The organism is Allostella sp., from assembly GCF_041913585.1.
GTDB lineage: Bacteria > Pseudomonadota > Alphaproteobacteria > ATCC43930 > Allostellaceae > Allostella.
Window position 1 is genome coordinate 1 of record NZ_JAYSFE010000027.1, and the last position, 15,145, is coordinate 15,145.

Annotated in this window: 16 protein-coding genes; 7 read left to right on the top strand and 9 right to left on the bottom strand. The window is 70.6% G+C overall.

The window, feature by feature from the left end; all coding sequences use genetic code 11:
- Positions 1 to 115: 115 nt before the first annotated feature.
- The 3 genes from ACE3Q3_RS07365 to ACE3Q3_RS07375 are packed head-to-tail and all read right to left on the bottom strand — an operon-like array spanning position 116 to position 3,673.
- Positions 116 to 1,204 (bottom strand): sulfotransferase domain-containing protein, encoded by a 1,089-nt coding sequence (locus ACE3Q3_RS07365; protein WP_374444061.1) that lies wholly within the window; start codon positions 1,202 to 1,204, stop codon positions 116 to 118.
- Positions 1,156 to 2,145 carry a Bug family tripartite tricarboxylate transporter substrate binding protein gene (locus tag ACE3Q3_RS07370; protein WP_374444063.1) on the bottom strand — a complete coding sequence of 330 codons (990 nt, stop codon included), beginning with the start codon at positions 2,143 to 2,145 and terminating at the stop codon, positions 1,156 to 1,158. Before ACE3Q3_RS07370 ends, ACE3Q3_RS07365 begins: the two co-directional genes overlap by 49 nt.
- A 7-nt stretch (positions 2,146 to 2,152) precedes the next feature.
- A complete protein-coding gene (locus tag ACE3Q3_RS07375) occupies positions 2,153 to 3,673 on the bottom strand; it encodes a phosphotransferase (RefSeq protein ID WP_374444064.1) in 1,521 nt (506 codons plus the stop codon).
- 174 nt (positions 3,674 to 3,847) lie between these two features.
- Here ACE3Q3_RS07375 and araD point away from each other — a divergent pair, with 174 nt between their 5' ends.
- From araD to ACE3Q3_RS07395, 4 genes are read left to right on the top strand one after another with little or no spacing between them, the layout of a single operon-like run.
- On the top strand, positions 3,848 to 5,572 hold the full coding sequence (araD, locus tag ACE3Q3_RS07380; protein ID WP_374444066.1) for an L-arabinonate dehydratase: 1,725 nt from the start codon (positions 3,848 to 3,850) through the stop codon (positions 5,570 to 5,572).
- 26 nt (positions 5,573 to 5,598) lie between these two features.
- Entirely contained in the window at positions 5,599 to 6,540 is a 942-nt protein-coding gene (locus ACE3Q3_RS07385; RefSeq protein WP_374444068.1) for a 2-hydroxyacid dehydrogenase, read from the top strand.
- Entirely contained in the window at positions 6,540 to 7,628 is a 1,089-nt protein-coding gene (locus ACE3Q3_RS07390; protein ID WP_374444069.1) for an Ldh family oxidoreductase, read from the top strand. Before ACE3Q3_RS07385 ends, ACE3Q3_RS07390 begins: the two co-directional genes overlap by 1 nt.
- Before the next feature lie 33 nt (positions 7,629 to 7,661).
- A complete protein-coding gene (locus tag ACE3Q3_RS07395; protein WP_374444070.1) occupies positions 7,662 to 8,462 on the top strand; it encodes an HpcH/HpaI aldolase/citrate lyase family protein in 801 nt (266 codons plus the stop codon).
- 85 nt (positions 8,463 to 8,547) lie between these two features.
- Here ACE3Q3_RS07395 and ACE3Q3_RS07400 read toward each other — a convergent pair whose 3' ends face one another.
- The 3 genes from ACE3Q3_RS07400 to ACE3Q3_RS07410 all read right to left on the bottom strand — a co-directional run bounded on the left by ACE3Q3_RS07400 (position 8,548) and on the right by ACE3Q3_RS07410 (position 11,108).
- Entirely contained in the window at positions 8,548 to 8,973 is a 426-nt protein-coding gene (locus ACE3Q3_RS07400; RefSeq protein WP_374444072.1) for a VOC family protein, read from the bottom strand.
- Between the two features lie 68 nt (positions 8,974 to 9,041).
- The gene (locus tag ACE3Q3_RS07405; RefSeq protein WP_374444073.1) at positions 9,042 to 10,397 is read right to left on the bottom strand and encodes a sensor histidine kinase; all 1,356 of its coding nucleotides are present in this window, start codon (positions 10,395 to 10,397) and stop codon (positions 9,042 to 9,044) included.
- On the bottom strand, positions 10,398 to 11,108 hold the full coding sequence (locus ACE3Q3_RS07410) for a response regulator (RefSeq protein ID WP_374444075.1): 711 nt from the start codon (positions 11,106 to 11,108) through the stop codon (positions 10,398 to 10,400).
- Positions 11,109 to 11,275: 167 nt separating this feature from the next.
- Here ACE3Q3_RS07410 and ACE3Q3_RS07415 point away from each other — a divergent pair, with 167 nt between their 5' ends.
- Genes ACE3Q3_RS07415 through ACE3Q3_RS07425 form a run of 3 tightly spaced genes read left to right on the top strand, consistent with a single transcriptional unit; the run spans position 11,276 to position 12,668 of the window.
- Complete coding sequence (locus ACE3Q3_RS07415) at positions 11,276 to 11,581, top strand: hypothetical protein (RefSeq protein WP_374444076.1); 306 nt, start codon at positions 11,276 to 11,278, stop codon at positions 11,579 to 11,581.
- A gap of 14 nt (positions 11,582 to 11,595) precedes the next feature.
- Positions 11,596 to 11,832, top strand: a complete 237-nt coding sequence (locus tag ACE3Q3_RS07420) for a cysteine rich repeat-containing protein (protein ID WP_374444078.1) — start codon at positions 11,596 to 11,598, stop codon at positions 11,830 to 11,832.
- Positions 11,829 to 12,668: a sterol desaturase family protein gene (locus ACE3Q3_RS07425; RefSeq protein ID WP_374444079.1), complete on the top strand. Its 840-nt coding sequence runs from the start codon at positions 11,829 to 11,831 to the stop codon at positions 12,666 to 12,668. The genes ACE3Q3_RS07420 and ACE3Q3_RS07425 overlap by 4 nt, the downstream gene beginning before the upstream one ends.
- 61 nt (positions 12,669 to 12,729) lie before the next feature.
- Here ACE3Q3_RS07425 and ilvC read toward each other — a convergent pair whose 3' ends face one another.
- From ilvC to ilvN, 3 genes are read right to left on the bottom strand one after another with little or no spacing between them, the layout of a single operon-like run.
- Positions 12,730 to 13,749, bottom strand: coding sequence for a ketol-acid reductoisomerase (ilvC, locus tag ACE3Q3_RS07430; RefSeq protein ID WP_374444080.1), 1,020 nt, complete (start codon positions 13,747 to 13,749; stop codon positions 12,730 to 12,732).
- Between the two features lie 46 nt (positions 13,750 to 13,795).
- Complete coding sequence (locus ACE3Q3_RS07435; protein ID WP_374444081.1) at positions 13,796 to 14,593, bottom strand: sulfotransferase domain-containing protein; 798 nt, start codon at positions 14,591 to 14,593, stop codon at positions 13,796 to 13,798.
- Positions 14,594 to 14,596: 3 nt separating this feature from the next.
- Entirely contained in the window at positions 14,597 to 15,100 is a 504-nt protein-coding gene (gene ilvN / locus ACE3Q3_RS07440; RefSeq protein WP_374444082.1) for an acetolactate synthase small subunit, read from the bottom strand.
- Between the last annotated feature and the right edge of the window lie 45 nt (positions 15,101 to 15,145).

Below are 15,145 nucleotides of genomic sequence, written 5' to 3' on the forward strand. Positions count from 1 at the left end.
TCGTCTGGCCGCAGCTCCTCGCCCTGGCCGGCATCGGCTCGGCCCTCTTCTGGGCGTCACTCGCGCGGTTCCGCAGGTCGCTCCGTTAGAATTCCTCCTCGGCGCCGCTCCGCCCTCATTGCCGCCCGACGGAATCGACGCGGGCAGATCCTGCCCCAGGTGCGCCACCCGCACGGCCGAACTCGACCCATTCGGCCAGCTCGGGCGGGAACTTCTCCCGGACCTTGGCATCGTAGAGCGCCAGCTCCTCGGCGCCCAGCACGTCGCGCCAGCGGCCGTTGGTGCCCTTGTTGAAGAAGCGAAGGGCGCCACCGTCCGCGAACATCGTCCGGGTCTGGGGCATCAGCGTCTCGCCTGCGGCCTGCATCTGCGCGAAGCTCGCACCGTCCACCAGCGACGGCCAGACGGCCGGGTCGACGGCGACGTCCAGGAAGGCAGCGACCCGCCGCATCTCGCCGTCGAGGTCGGCGAGGAGGTCGTTGAAGTGGACCAGCAGCACATTCTCGCGGCCGCGCTCCGCCCAGTGGATCGCCACCATGTCGAAGAAGGACAGCTGGTTGAATCCGTCCGACTGGCCGGGAACGGCCGGGATCGTCAGCCACGACCGGAAGCACGCCCGAACATCTTCCGGGGTGCGGGGATAGGCACGGCCGATCATGGGATCTTCCAGGCCGATCCGATCGAGCTCGGCCAGCATCGCCGGCGAGAAGCCGACGGAGTGATTGTGCCATGACAACAGCACATCCCGACCGTCGCGCACGACGACGACGTAGCGCACCTCGTCGTGGAGCGGCAGGCCGTCGGCTGGCAGGTGGGACTTGAGGAAGCGGCGGTGCGTCTGCTCCGCGATCGCGCGGTGCATCGCCTCCACCGGGCCGCGGAAGCGGGCGTCGATCCAGGGTGAGATCGTCGGGATCGCGCGCGGTGTCGTGTCCTGGAAGATCAACGAGCCGACGATTCGCTGCATCCAGGTCGTGCCGCATTTGGGCGGCGTGACGATCACGACGTCACCGGGTCGGGGCCGATAGCCCTCCCACCGGCGGCTGTCGATCACCCAGGTGCGGTACTCGCGCTGCGCAGGGCGAACGAGCATCGATCCTCCATCGGGTTTCGTGCCGGCCCGCGCCCCCCTGGGCGGGGGCCGTCCACCGGCAATCAGGGCTGGGGCGGTCTGGCCCCGTAGGCTCGCGCGATCGCCGCCCACTTCGCCCGCTGCTCGTCGATGGTCGCCGCGAACTCTGCGGGCGAACCGCCGCGCGCCAAGAGGCCGAGGCTTTCCAACCGCCGGCGCACGTTCCCCTCCTGCAGGCTGGCCCGGACATCCGTCGCGATCTGCTCGCGCAGCGATGCTGCCATCTCCCTGGGGCCGAACAGGCCGAGCACCCCGGCGAAGGTCAGCACCGGAAAGCCGGCCTCGGCCACCGTGGGAACATCCGGCGCCGCCGCCGCCCGCGTCTCATTGGTCACCGCCATCAGGCGCACCTTGCCCGAGCGTGCGTGATCCACGACAAGGGCGAGCGGCATGACGGCAACCTGGATGCGCCCGCTCGTCAGATCGGGGATCGCCGCCACCATGCTGCGATACCCGACGTGGGTCAACTCGATGCCGACACCCCTCTGGAACGCGACGAACGCCAGATAGGGGGATCCCGGCGCCGCGGCGAAGTTCAACGCCTGCGGCCGCGCGCGGGCCAGGCCCACAAGGTCGGCCAGCGACCGGGCCGGCGAGGCCGGCTCGGTGACGATCGCCAGGAAATCGTCGACGACATGCGAGATCGGGACGAGATCCGATCCGGGGTCATAGGGCACCTTGTCGTGCAGCAGGGGCGTGACGGTGATCGCGCTGTGCGTGGTGAACAGCAGCGCGTGGCCGTCCTTCGCCTCCAGGAAGCTGCCGATCGCGAGGAAGCCGTCGGCGCCCGGCCGGTTCTCGACGACGATCGGCTGCTTCCACCGCTTCTCCAGTTGCTCCGCCAGCAACCGTGCGGTCGCATCCATCCCGCTTCCGGGAGCCCCGGGCGTGACGACCCGAACGGCGCGCGTCGGCCAAGCGGCCGCCGGCGCGGCACCGGCCGCGCTCAGCGTCGAGATCACGAGGCTAGCGCAGGCGATGCGCAGTAGGGCCCTGGCCACGCGACTGGTCATGCTTCCCTCACTCCTTGGTAGCGGTCGCGCTGGATCGCTTGCGCGGACGGCGGCGACCGATGCCGGGCCGCGCATAGGAGGCGTTGGTCTCGACGACGCGGAGCAGAAGCTCGATCAGCTTGGCCCGCTCGTCGCCGGACAGGGCCGAGAGGATGCGATCCTGGGCGGCGAGCATCAGCGGCCGCACGCGCCGTCGCAGATCCTCTCCGGTCGGGGTGATCTGGAGAATGCGCGCCCGCCGGTCCGCGGGATCGACGCGGCGGTCGAGCAGTCCCTTGGCCTCCAGCCCCTCGATCACCTGGCGGACGCTGGTGGTATCGATCCCGATATGCTCGGCGAGGCGCTTCTGGTCGAGATCACGCCGCTCGTCGAGCGAAGCCAGCGCGGCGTACTCGAGCGGAAGCAGGCCGGCGCTGGCCGTCACTTCGGACAGCACGCCGACGAACACCTGATAAAACCGCCGGGCCAAGTGCCCCGGCACCCGGTGCGGTGCTGCCACCGTGCCGTTCTCGGGCGGGGAACCCGACGGTGAGGAGGACGACGTCAAACTGGCACCGCCGCATTTTAATGAGAATTCTTTTGATGAGAATACTTTCTTCTTGGCGACGGTCAAGCGCGTCGAACACCGGCTCTCATCCCAGCAGGGGGCGGCGATGGTGGCGCGGATCGCCGCCGCGGCGTCGCGCGCCAGCGCGTCGCCCGCATCCGGCCGGGCGAGGAAGTCTGCCCACGAATAGAGGTCGGCGATGGCCGCAAGGCGGCGCCAGTCGGGAGGCAGCAGGCCGCCCGCTCCCGCGTATCCCTCCGCCAGGCCGGCGACGAAGGCCGGGCACAGCCCCGCCGGCGGCCGCAGCAGATTGCCGAAATCGAAGGCGGGCGAGCCGGCGAACGCGAACTCCCAGTCGAGGAGCGCGGTGACGCGGCCGTCGGCGACCAGGATGTTCGACCCGTTGAAGTCGCCATGGACCAGCCCCGCCCTCCCCACCCCTGCGGCGAGACGGTCGCCCTCGGCAGCGGCGAAAGCGAGGGCGGCCCGGGTGTCGGCCGCCCCCAGCCGCGCCCCGCCCGGTCCCTCGAGCAGGCAGCGGCGCAGGAACCCGACGAGCCCTTCGGCGCCGCCCGGCAGCGACGAGCCGATGCCGAGATCGGCACCGAAGAACCCTGAGCGATCGAAGGCGATGGCGTGGACGCTCGCCAGCACGGTGCCGACGGCCCGGCCGAGTGCGGCCCGGGCCGGAGCGTCGAGGCGTGGCAGCAGCTGCTCCAGCCGCTCGCCCGGCATCCATTCCAGGACCGCAAAGGTCTCCCCGGTCGCCGGGTCCAGCCGCGGCCCATCGAGGAAGCGGGGAACCGGCGCGCGGCCGCCCATGAGGGCATGCAGGCGCGCCTCCTTCCCGGCCTGCGCCGGGTCCCGACGATAGATTCGCAGCAGGATCGGCTGGTCGGCGTCCGCCCGTTCGATGCGCAGGTTCGTGTTGGCGAGCCCGCCCGACACGGGCTCCGCCCGCACGATCGGAGCCCCGACCATGCGCCGGATGGCCGCCGGATCCGGCGCGGCCGCGGCATCGTTTCGTCCCCAACCGTCGCGCATCTGCGATCCCATGGCGATTGTCGACAAACCCCCGGCTCGCGTTGACCGGCCCGGAGGCGGGGCTTAGGCTGCCGGTCCCGCCGTCCCCCGCCTTCCCGAGCCCTGCCCCGCATGACCCGCAAGAAACCCGAAGAACTGCGCAGCCATCGCTGGTTCGGGGTCGACGACCTCCGCTCGTTCGGCCACCGCTCCCGCGCCGCCCAGATGGGCTTCGGCCGCGAAGACTATCGCGGCAAGCCGGTCATCGCGATCATCAACACCTGGAGCGAGATCAACCCCTGCCACTTCCATTTCCGCGAGCGCGCGGAGGCGGTGAAGCGGGGGGTACTGCAGGCCGGCGGCTTCCCGGTCGAGATGCCGGCGATCAGCCTGTCGGAGCCGTTCCAGAAGCCGACGACGATGATGTACCGCAACCTCCTCGCCATGGAGACGGAGGAGCTGCTGCGCTCCTATCCCTGCGACGGGGCGGTGCTGCTCGGCGGCTGCGACAAGACCACGCCCGCCCTGCTGATGGGCGCCACCAGCATGAACATCCCGACCGTGTTCGTGCCCGCGGGCCCGATGCTGAAGGGCAACTGGCGCAACACGCCGCTCGGCAGCGGCAGCGACACCTGGAAATACTGGGCCGAGTTGCGCGCCGGCCGGATCGACGAGAAGGCGTGGCAGGAGATCGAGGAGGGCATCGCCCGTTCGCCCGGCCACTGCATGACGATGGGCACCGCCTCGACCTTGACCAGCGTCGCCGAGGTCCTGGGCTTCACCCTGCCGGGGGCCGCCTCGATCCCGGCGACCGACAGCATGCACCCGCGGATGGCGGCCGAGAGCGGCCGGCGCATCGTCGAGATGGTGTGGGAGGACCTCAAGCCGTCCGACTTCCTGACCGCCGGCAGCTTCGACAATGCGGTGACGACGGCGATGGCGGTCGGCGGCTCGACCAACGTCATCATCCACGTCATCGCCATGGCCGGCCGCGCCGGCGTGCCGCTCGACCTCGCCCGCTTCGACGCCATCTCGCGGACGACGCCGATGATCGCCAACCTGCGGCCGTCGGGCGCCTACCTGATGGAGGACTTCTACCTCGCGGGCGGGCTCCGGGCGCTCCTCAAGCAGTTGGGCGACCGGCTCGACCTCGGCTGCCGCACCATCAACGGCCGGACGCTGGGCGAGAACATCGCCGACGCCGAGATCTTCGATGCCGATGTCATCCGGACGCCGGAAACGGCGCTCTCGCGGGAGGGAGGGCTGGCCGTCCTGTCGGGCACCCTGGCGCCCGACGGCGCGGTCATCAAACCGACCGCGGCCGACCCGAAGCTCATGATGCATCGCGGCCCCGCCATGGTCTTCGACGACTACAACGACATGGCGGCGCGCATCGACGATCCCGACCTGCCGGTGACCGCCGATTCGGTGCTGGTGCTGCGCAACTCCGGCCCGCTCGGCGGGCCCGGCATGCCGGAATGGGGCATGCTGCCGATCCCGCGCAAGCTGCTGCAGCAGGGGGTGCGCGACATGGTCCGCATCTCCGACGCGCGCATGAGCGGCACCAGCTACGGCACCTGCATCCTCCATGTCGCGCCGGAATCCTTCGTCGGCGGGCCGCTCGCCCTGGTGCGCACCGGCGACATGATTGCGCTCGACGTCCCGAACCGCCGCATCGACCTCGAGGTCGATGCCGAGGAACTCGAACGCCGCCGCGCCGAATGGAAGCAGCCACCGCAGAAATTCGGCCGCGGCTACGGCGTCCTCCTGTCCCGGCACATCACCCAGGCCGACAAGGGCTGCGACTTCGACTTCCTCGCCGGCACGGCGCCGACGCCGGAACCGGAAATCCACTGAACCACAAGAACCTTCCAGGAATCGCCATGAAGCCCGACATCGTGCTGATCGCCCAATATCCGCCGCAGATCATGGCGGTGCTGGAAGAGAACTTCACCTGCCACAAGATGTACGAGGCACCGGACCGTGCGGCCTTCCTCGCCGCGGTCGCCGGCAAGGCGCGCGGCCTCGCCTCGACCGGCGTGCATGGGGCGCCGCGCGACCTCATCCTCGCCCTGCCCAAGCTCGAGATCATCTCGGGCTTCGGCGTCGGCTACGACGCGGTCGACCTGCCGACGGTGAAGGAGAAGGGCATCGTCCTCACCAACACGCCGAACGTCCTGACGGACTGCGTCGCCGATCTCGGCATGACGCTGATGCTGGACGCCGCGCGGCGGGTGCCCCAGGCCGAGCGCTTCCTGCGCGACGGGCAGTGGCTGAAAGGCAACTATCCGGCGGGCGTCAAGGTCACCGGCAAGCGCGCCGGCATCTGCGGCCTCGGCCGCATCGGCACCGCGCTCGCCAAGCGGCTCGCCGGCTTCGACATGGAGATCATGTACTACGACATCGAGCCGAAGACGAACCTGCCCTACCGGCTGATGCCGTCACTGCTCGACCTCGCCCGCAACTCCGACTTCTTCTTCGTCGCCTGCTACGGCGGGCCGACGACGCGCAAGCTCATCGACGAGGAGGTGCTGCGCGCCATCGGCGCCAAGGGCATCCTCGTCAACATCGCCCGCGGCAGCATCGTCGACGAGGCGGCGCTGGTGCGGGTGCTGGAGGACAAGGCGCTGGGCGCGGCCGGCCTCGACGTCTTCGAGGACGAGCCCAACGTGCCGGCGAAGCTGCTGACCTTCGACAATGTCGTGGTGACGCCGCACATCGCCAGCAACACCCACGAGACGCGCGCCGCCATGGGCAAGCTCATGTGCGACAACCTGATCGCCTACTTCTCCGGCAAGCCGGTCCTCACGCGGGTCGAGGTCTGATGGCCGCGCCCACGACCCGCGTCCCGGCCGAGCGGCTGCGCCGCCAGATCGGGCTCGTCCTCGACGCCTGGGGCATGCCGGACGACCAGGCCCGCGCCGTCGTCGACGTCATGGTCGAGACCGACCTGCGCGGCGTCGATTCCCACGGCATCTCGATGCTGCCGCTCTACGACCGGCTGCGGCGCGAGGGCAAGGTCGTCGCCAGCCCCGACGTCAAGGTGGTGCGCGAGGCGCCGGTGACGGCGCTGGTCGATGCGGGTCACGGCCTCGGCCACTATCCGGCCGTCAAGGCGATGTCGATCGCGATCGAGAAGGCGAAGGCGAGCGGCATGGCCGCGGTCGGCGTCTACAACTCGAACCATTACGGGCCCGCCGGGTACTATGCGCTGATGGCGGCCGCCGCCGGCCTCATCGGCATGTCCTTCACCAACGTCTGGAACTCGGCCGTCGTGCCGACGCGCAGCCGGGTGCCGATGTTCGGCACCAACCCGATCGCCTTCGCCGCCCCCGCCGGCCGCAACCCGCCCTTCTGCCTCGACATGGCGACCAGCACCGTCGCCATCGGCAAGATCCGGGTCCACCACCTCAACGACAAGCCGATCCCGGCCGGCTGGGCGATGGATGCGGACGGCGCGCCGCTGACCGACCCGGGCGCGGCCTTCGAGGCCCGCCTGCTGACGCCCGTCGGCGGCCTGCCCGAGATGTCGAGCCACAAGGGCTACGGCCTCGGCGCCATGGTCGAAATCCTCTGCGCCATGCTGACCGGCGCCTGGTATGCGCCGATCAAGGCGGCGAAGGCGCCGGACGACCCGATGTTCAACATCGGCCATTTCTTCATGGCGATCGACCCGACCGCCTTCCGCGACCCGGGCGATTTCGAGCGCGACCTCGACGGCATGGTCGACGCGCTGCGGACAGCCGACCCGGTCGACGCGGAGAAGCCGGTCCTGGTGCATGGCGATCCCGAGCGGGCGAACCATGCCGACCGCTCGAAGCACGGCGTGCCGATGCCCCCCGCCCTCGTCGCCGAGCTCGCCGAGGTGGCGCGCCTCAACAACGTTCCCTTCGTCCTCGACGGCGCTGCCTGAGAGACATCGTTAGGCCCAGGAGGAAAGTCCCCGATGAAACAGAACAACGTGCTCAAGATCTGGAAGGAAGGCGGCTGCGTCGTCAACGGCTGGCTCGCCATCCCGAGCGGCTTCTCGGCCGAGGTGATGGCCCAGGGCGTGGCCGGCCTCGCCTGGGATTCGATCACCGTCGACATGCAGCACGGCGTCCAGGACTATTCGAGCGCGGTCCCCTGCATCACCGCGATCAACACGACCTCGGTCACCCCGTTCGTGCGCGTCCCCTGGCTCGACGAGGGGATCATCATGAAGTCCCTCGACGCCGGCGCGCTCGGCGTCATCTGCCCGATGATCAACACCGCCGACCAGGCCAAGCGCCTCGTCGAAGCCTGCCGCTATCCCCCGCTCGGCCAGCGCTCGTTCGGGCCGATCCGCGCCGGCTTCTACGGCAACGACTACCAGCCGGAGGCGAACGCCTCGATCGCCGTCATGGCGATGATCGAGACGCAGACCGCGCTCGACAATCTCGACGCCATCCTCTCGACCCCCGGCCTCGACGGCGTCTATGTCGGCCCGGCCGACCTGTCGCTGTCGCTCACCGGCAAGGTCGGCTTCGACCATGCCGAGGGCACCGTCCAGTACGAGGCGATCATGGGCATCCTGGCGGCGTGCAAGAAGCACGGCGTCCATGCCGGCATCCACACCGGCTCCGGCGACTATGCCGCGAAGATGGCCCAGAAGGGCTTCCAGTTCACCACCATCGGCTCCGACAGCCGCCTGCTCCAGGTCGGCATGCAGGTCGAACTGACCAAGGTGCGCAGCGCCACCGGCGGGCTGAAGGCCGGGCCGTACTGAACCGGGGATCGTCGCCCCCGACATGTCGAGCCCCCGGGAGGACCGCTTCCCGGGGGCTCTTCGTTGCGACCAGGGCCGATTTCCCTCAGGACTGGCCGGCCATCGCCGCCTTGGCCGCTGCCAGGTCCATCCAGAACACCTCCCAGATGTGGCCGTCCGGGTCCTCGAAGCTGCGGCCGTACATGAAGCCGTGGTCCTGCTGCGGGCCGGGATCGGCCCTGCCGCCCGCGGCGGCGGCCTTGGCGACCATGCCGTCGACCTCGGCCCTGGTGTCGGCGGAGAGGGCGAGCAGCACCTCGGTGGCGGCGCGGGCATCGGCGATCGGCCGGGGCGTGAAGGTGCGGAACTTGGCGTGCGTCAGCAGCATGACGTGGATGGTGTCCGACAGCACCATGCAGGACGCCGTCTGGTCCGAGAATTGCGGGTTCTTCGTCGCGCCGATCGCCTGATAGAAGGCGTCGGAGCGGGCGAGGTCGGCGACGGGAAGGTTGACGAAGATCATCCTGGGCATGGGGCCTCCATCGAGTACGGCCGCAGCCATAGCATGATCCGCCCTAAACACTAAACCATCCTATTTAGTTATGTTCGCGCTGCCGTCTCCCGGTCGGAGACCAGCGGCAGGCGCACCGTGAGGCGCGCTCCGGCGAGCGGGCTCGAGCCGACCGTGATCGTGCCCCCGAGACTGCCGACGATCTGGGCGGCGATGGTGAGGCCGAGCCCGGCGCCGCCGAGGTCACGATTGCGCGACGGATCGAGGCGGCGGAAGGGCTCGAACACCAGGGCCCGGGCCGCATCGGGAATGCCGGGACCGGCATCGTCGACCCGCAGTTCCGCACGGCTGTCCGCGATCGTGAGGGCGAGATCGGCCCGTCCGCCATACTTGACGGCATTGTCGACGAGGTTGGCCACGACCCGGCGCAGGGCCGGCGCGCTGCCGGGCACCCATGCCGTGGCGGCCCCGGCATCGAGCCTCACCGGCTGGCCGAGCGCCTCGCGCTCCTCGACCTCGCGCCGCACCACCCGCGCCAGGTCGCAGGCCCCGCCCTCCTCGGCGAAGGTCGCGCGGGCGAAGGCCAGCGAATCCTCGAGCAGCGCCTCCATGTCCTCGACGTCGCGCAGCATCGCCGTCCGGGCGGCGCTCTCGGGAACCGCGTCGGCGCGCAGGCGCAGTCGCGTCAACGAGGTGCGCAGGTCGTGGGAGACGGCGCCGAGGACGAGGGCGCGGCCACGCATCAGGCCGACGATGCGGTCCTGCATGGCGTTGACGGCGCGGATCAGGATGCGGACGTCGGGCGCCCCCCGCTCCGGCAATGGGGGCGAGGCCTCCGGCTGGTGCCCGAACCGCTCCAGCCGCTCCGCCAACGCGGCCAGCGGCCGGGTCTCGCGGACGACGGCGAAGAGCGCCAGGGCGGCGACGGCGAGGCCGATCAGGCCGGCGAACACCCCGACCGGAATGCCGAGCAGCCGCACGGTCAGGTCGCCGCGCACCTCGACCCGGAGCGTCGCCCCGTCGGCGAGCGCGACCGCGATCCGGACCTCGCCGCCGATCAGCCGCCGGAGCCGCGGCAGGTGCGCCGCCTCGGCCACCCAGGCGGCGAGCGGCCGCCCCCCGGCGGGTCCGAGCTGGCGGCGAATCGCCTCCTCGAGCCGCGGCAGGCTCGCCCCGTCCGGCTCCGCAGCGGCCGGGCCCGCCACGATTCCGGCGCCGACGCCGGGCGCGCGGAAGGCTTGGAGCGCGAGGTCCCGCCCGGCCCCGTCGAGCCCGTCCAGGAGCCGTGCCAGGGCGGACACCTGGCCGGCGAGCGGCATCCCGGGCGCGAGGTCGGTCCGCGGGCTGCGCTGCAGGGTATAGACGCCGAGGGCCAGGAACTGCACGGCCAGCAGGGCCGCGATCACGATCAGCGCCAGGCGCCAGGCGAAGCGCAGCCGCCGCACCTAGCCCTCGCCGATCTCGGCCGCCAGCAGGTAGCCGCCGTTGCGCACGGTCTCGACCAGCTCGGCGCCGCCCGGAACCGCCTGGTCGAGCTTGCGCCGCAGCCGGCTGACCGTGACGTCGATGGTGCGGTCGAACGGGTCGGCGGTGCGGCCGCGCGTCCAGTCGAGGAGCTGGTCGCGCGTGAGCACGCGCCGCGGCCGCTCCACCAGGCAGGCCAGCAGGTCGAACTCGGCCGAGGTCAGCGCCACCCGCTCGCCGCCGGCGACCGCGAGCCGCCGCGAGTCGAGGTCGATCTCCAGCCCGGCGAAGAGGAAGCGCCGCCGCCGCGGATCGGTCGGCAGCCCGGCGGCGCGCCGCAGCAGGGCACGGACGCGGGCCAGCAGCTCCCGCGGGTCGAAGGGCTTGACGAGGTAGTCGTCGGCGCCGAGCTCCAGCCCGACGACGCGGTCGACCGGATCGCCCTTGGCCGTCACCATCAGGATCGGCACGTTGCCCTGGGCGCGCAGCCGGCGACAGATCGACAGCCCGTCCTCGCCGGGCAGCATCAGGTCGAGCACCACGAGGTCGGGCGGCGACTGGGCGACGAACCGGTTCGCCTGGCGGCCGTCGCCCGCCGCCAGGACGCGATAGTCCTCGCGCTCCAGCAGGTCGCCGACGAGCTGCCGGATCTCCCGGTCGTCCTCGATCAGCAGGATCGTTGCCGCGGCCATGGCGGCAAGGTGCATTGGCCGGCCGACCCGGGCAACCACCGCCGTCCGGCCGTTACAAAACGTTACATGGCGGGCCCGATCCGCAAACCGCCGGCAAAGCGGTCAGGGCAGGTTCGGCGGCGAGGGGATGCCGTCCCGGCGTCCCGACTTCCGGAAGGGAGCCAACCATGCAGCGAATCCTGCTCGCCTCGGCCGCCGCCTGCATCGTCATGCTGGGCGTCGCCCACGACGCCGCCGCCTGGCAGCGCAGCAAGAGCGTCACCACCTGGCGCGGCACCTACTCGGCCCAGGGCTCGGGCAGCTGCGCCTACGGCGCCTGCCAGCGGTCCTACACCGCCACCGGCCCCTATGGCCGGTCGGTGAGCCGCCACGGCAGCATCAGTCGCGATGCCGACAGCGTCGACTATTCCCGCACCACGACCGGGCCGTACGGGCGCAGCGTGACCCGCAGCGGCTCGATCAGCCGCTACTGACGGGCGGACGGACCATGATGCGGATCGTTCCCGCCGTGCTGGCCGCCGCCCTTGCGCTCGCCGCGACCGCCCCGGTCCACGCGCAGCAGAAGATGCGGGAGGCGCGGACCGCCTGCGGCGCCGACGCCAAGCGCCTGTGCGACGGCGTCCGGCCGGGCGGTGGCCGCCTCCTCGCCTGCCTCGAGGCGAACGCGCCGGCGGTTTCGCCTCCGTGCAAGGCCTTCCTGCAGTCGCGGGCGGGGGGCAAGTGACCGGCGTCGAGCCGGGTCTCGCCGGCTTCGGCGAGACCCGCTCGGCCCTGCCGCTGGCAGCGGCGGGCCTGGCGCTCCTCGAATATCTCGTGTGCCGGGCGATCCGGCACGATGCCTACGACCTGGGGGAGACCGCCGCCTCCTTCGCCATCCAGATCGTCCAGCGTCTGCTGCAGATCGCGACCGCCGGTTTGGTCGTGGTGCCGCTCGCCTGGGCGTACGACCTGCGGATCTTCACCATAACGATGGACGGGGCGCTGCCCTGGGCGGCGCTGCTGCTCGGCGTCGAGGCGGCCTACTACCTGCATCATCGCGTGATGCACCGGGTCCGGCTCCTGTGGGCGGTACACAGCGTCCACCACTCCCCCACCCGGCTCAACCTCAGCGCCGCCATCCGGATCGGCTGGTTCGGCCCGGTGACCGGAGGGATCCTCTTCTACCTGCCCCTCGTGGTCCTCGGCTTCCCGCCGCTGGCGGTCCTGGGAATGCTCGGCCTCAATCTCTTCTACCAGCTCTTCCTGCACACCGCCTGGACCCCCGATCTCGGCCCGCTGGAGTGGGTGCTGAACACGCCGCGGCACCACCATGTCCACCATGCCGTCAACCGGTCGTGCCTCGACCGCAACTTCGGAGGAATGCTGATCCTCTTCGACCGGCTCTTCGGCACCTTCGCACCGACGCCGGCCGAGCCGCTGCGCTTCGGCACCGGCGACGACGGCCGGCCCAGCCGCAACCCGCTCGCCGTCAATTTCCGGGAATGGGGCCGGCTCGCCGGCGAACTCCGGCGATGCCGCGGCATCGGACAGGGGTTCACCGTCCTCTTCGGCCGCCCCTGACAGGCAAAGGGCCCCGGCCTTGCGGCCGGGGCCCTCGCCTCCGCCCCCGGGCGGACGGCGGTCAGTTCTTCGACTTGTCGACCAGCTTGTTGGCGGCGATCCAGGGCATCATGGCGCGCAGCTTGGCGCCCACTTCCTCGACGCCGTGCTCGGCGTTCATCCGGCGCATCGCCTTGAAGCCCGGTTGGCCGGCCTGGCACTCCAGCACCCACTCGCGGGCGAACTGGCCGGTCTGGATCTCCTTCAGGATGGTCTTCATCCGCTCCTTCACCTCGGGCCCGATGACGCGCGGACCGCGGGTGTAGTCGCCGTACTCGGCGGTGTTGGAGATCGAGTAGCGCATGTTGGCGATGCCGCCCTCGTACATGAGGTCGACGATCAGCTTCACCTCGTGCAGGCACTCGAAATAGGCCATCTCGGGCGCATAGCCGGCCTCGACCAGCGTCTCGTAGCCGGCCGTGATGAGGGCGGTCAGACCGCCGCAGAGCACGGTCTGCTCGCCGAACAGGTCGGTCTCGCACTCTTCCTTGAAGGTCGTCTCGATGATGCCGGCGCGGCCGCCGCCGATCGCCGAGGCATAGGACAGCGCGATCTCGAGCGCGTTGCCCGACGGGTTCTGGTGCACCGCCACGAGGCAGGGCACGCCGCCGCCCTTCTGGTACTCCGAGCGCACGGTGTGGCCGGGGCCCTTCGGCGCGATCATGAAGACGTCGATGTCGGGCCGCGGCTCGATCAGGTTGAAGTGGATGTTGAGGCCGTGGGCGAAGGCGATCGCCGCGCCCTCGCGCATGTTGGCGGCGAGGTCGTCACGCCACAGGGCCGCCTGCAGCTCGTCCGGCGTCAGCACCATGACGACGTCGGCCCACTTGGCGGCGTCGGCCGGGGTCATGACCTTGAAGCCGGCCGCCTCGGCCTTCTTCGCCGTCGCCGAGCCCTTGCGCAGCGCCACCACGACGTCCTTCACGCCGCTGTCGCGCAGGTTCATCGCATGGGCGTGGCCCTGGCTGCCGTAGCCGACGATGACGACCTTCTTGCCCTTGACGAGATTGACGTCGGAATCGCGATCGTAATAGACGCGCATGGTTCTGGTCCTCCGGGGTGGGGATACGGGAGACGGGGTCGCCCCGTCAGAGATTGCAGCCCAGTTGCCGGAGACGCTCCCGGGCGGCGGGGTGAAGCGTCTCGTTGATCGTCGTCCGTACGAAATCCTCGTCGGCCGGCGTCAGATAGCGGCTCGCGGCGCCGACCTTGCCCTCGCGCATGCGCCGGCCCTGCGGGTCGTCGGGGTCGGCCGGATTGCCGGGAAACCCCTGGTCCTCCTCCAGCGCCGCCATGCGGTCGAAGGCCGAGGCGGCGATGGCGCGCTCCATGCGTTCCGGGTCGCGGTCGATCCGGAACGTGTCGAGGACCACGCCCAGCGTAGCCATCGGCTCCTGCTTCAACTGCTCGTAGCTGACCCAGGTGGCGATGCCCGGCGGCCGCTCGGCGAGGAGTGCATTGTAGTAGACGATCCATCGCCGGACCCCGCGTTTGCTGCGCAGGTAGGCCGGGAGCTCGATATCGGTCTGGTGCCGCTGCCGGGTTTCCATGAAGTACGACGACACGAGCGTATCGACCGGCGAGCGGACGATCGCGACGGTCGGATTGACCGCCGGGTCGAATGGCCGCCACAGCAGGTGTTCGCACAGCACCCGCGGCACCTCGGGCCGGTCGGCGAAGGCATAGAGATGCCGGCCGCGCAACGCGTCGTCGTCGTTGTTCGGCAGGATCCGGAACATCGAATGGAGGTCCACCGCCCCCTGCAATCCGTAGAGATCGTCGAGATATACGGACAGCATGAACCGCAGCCACGTCCGGCCGGACTTCGGAAAGCTGGAGATGATGCCGGCGCCGGGCGGCGGCGGCAGCAGCGACTTGCCGGCCATGCTTCAGATCGCCTTCGGCCCGCGCGAGATCGCCACCACCCCGGTCCGGGAGACGTCGACGAGGCCGAGCGGCCGCATGAGGTCGACGAAGGCATCGAGCTTCTCGGTCGAGCCCGTCATCTCGAAGACGAAGGATTCCGTCGTGCTGTCGATGACGCGGGCGCGGAAGATGTCGGCGAGCCGCAGCGATTCGATGCGCTTCTCGCCGGTGCCCGCGACCTTGATGAGCGCCAGTTCGCGCTCCACCGACTTGCCCGAGAGGGTGAGGTCGCGCACGGCGTGGACCGGCACCAGCCGGTCGAGCTGGGCCTTGATCTGCTCGATGATCATCGGCGTGCCCGAGGTCACGACGGTGATGCGGGAGAGGTGCTGTGCCGGGTCGACCTCGGCCACCGTCAGGCTCTCGATGTTGTAGCCTCGGCCGGAGAACAGGCCGATCACGCGGGCGAGGACGCCGGGCTCGTTGTCGACGAGCACGGCGATGGTGTGGCGGCGGATGTCGCTCAAGGGACGGAACTCCGGAAGACGGGAGGAAGGAACGGGCGCTGGGGG

What these genes read in the sequence shown, in the direction of transcription:
- ACE3Q3_RS07390 (WP_374444069.1), top strand. Translation starts at nt 6,540, where the DNA reads ATGGCCGCGCCCACGACCCGCGTCCCGGCCGAGCGGCTGCGCCGCCAG.
- ACE3Q3_RS07420 (WP_374444078.1), top strand. Translation starts at nt 11,596, where the DNA reads ATGATGCGGATCGTTCCCGCCGTGCTGGCCGCCGCCCTTGCGCTCGCC.
- ACE3Q3_RS07385 (WP_374444068.1), top strand. Translation starts at nt 5,599, where the DNA reads ATGAAGCCCGACATCGTGCTGATCGCCCAATATCCGCCGCAGATCATG.
- ACE3Q3_RS07435 (WP_374444081.1), bottom strand. Translation starts at nt 14,593, where the DNA reads ATGGCCGGCAAGTCGCTGCTGCCGCCGCCGCCCGGCGCCGGCATCATC.
- ilvC (WP_374444080.1), bottom strand. Translation starts at nt 13,749, where the DNA reads ATGCGCGTCTATTACGATCGCGATTCCGACGTCAATCTCGTCAAGGGC.
- ACE3Q3_RS07370 (WP_374444063.1), bottom strand. Translation starts at nt 2,145, where the DNA reads ATGACCAGTCGCGTGGCCAGGGCCCTACTGCGCATCGCCTGCGCTAGC.
- ACE3Q3_RS07395 (WP_374444070.1), top strand. Translation starts at nt 7,662, where the DNA reads ATGAAACAGAACAACGTGCTCAAGATCTGGAAGGAAGGCGGCTGCGTC.
- ACE3Q3_RS07410 (WP_374444075.1), bottom strand. Translation starts at nt 11,108, where the DNA reads ATGGCCGCGGCAACGATCCTGCTGATCGAGGACGACCGGGAGATCCGG.
- ACE3Q3_RS07415 (WP_374444076.1), top strand. Translation starts at nt 11,276, where the DNA reads ATGCAGCGAATCCTGCTCGCCTCGGCCGCCGCCTGCATCGTCATGCTG.
- araD (WP_374444066.1), top strand. Translation starts at nt 3,848, where the DNA reads ATGACCCGCAAGAAACCCGAAGAACTGCGCAGCCATCGCTGGTTCGGG.
- ACE3Q3_RS07400 (WP_374444072.1), bottom strand. Translation starts at nt 8,973, where the DNA reads ATGCCCAGGATGATCTTCGTCAACCTTCCCGTCGCCGACCTCGCCCGC.
- ACE3Q3_RS07375 (WP_374444064.1), bottom strand. Translation starts at nt 3,673, where the DNA reads ATGGTCGGGGCTCCGATCGTGCGGGCGGAGCCCGTGTCGGGCGGGCTC.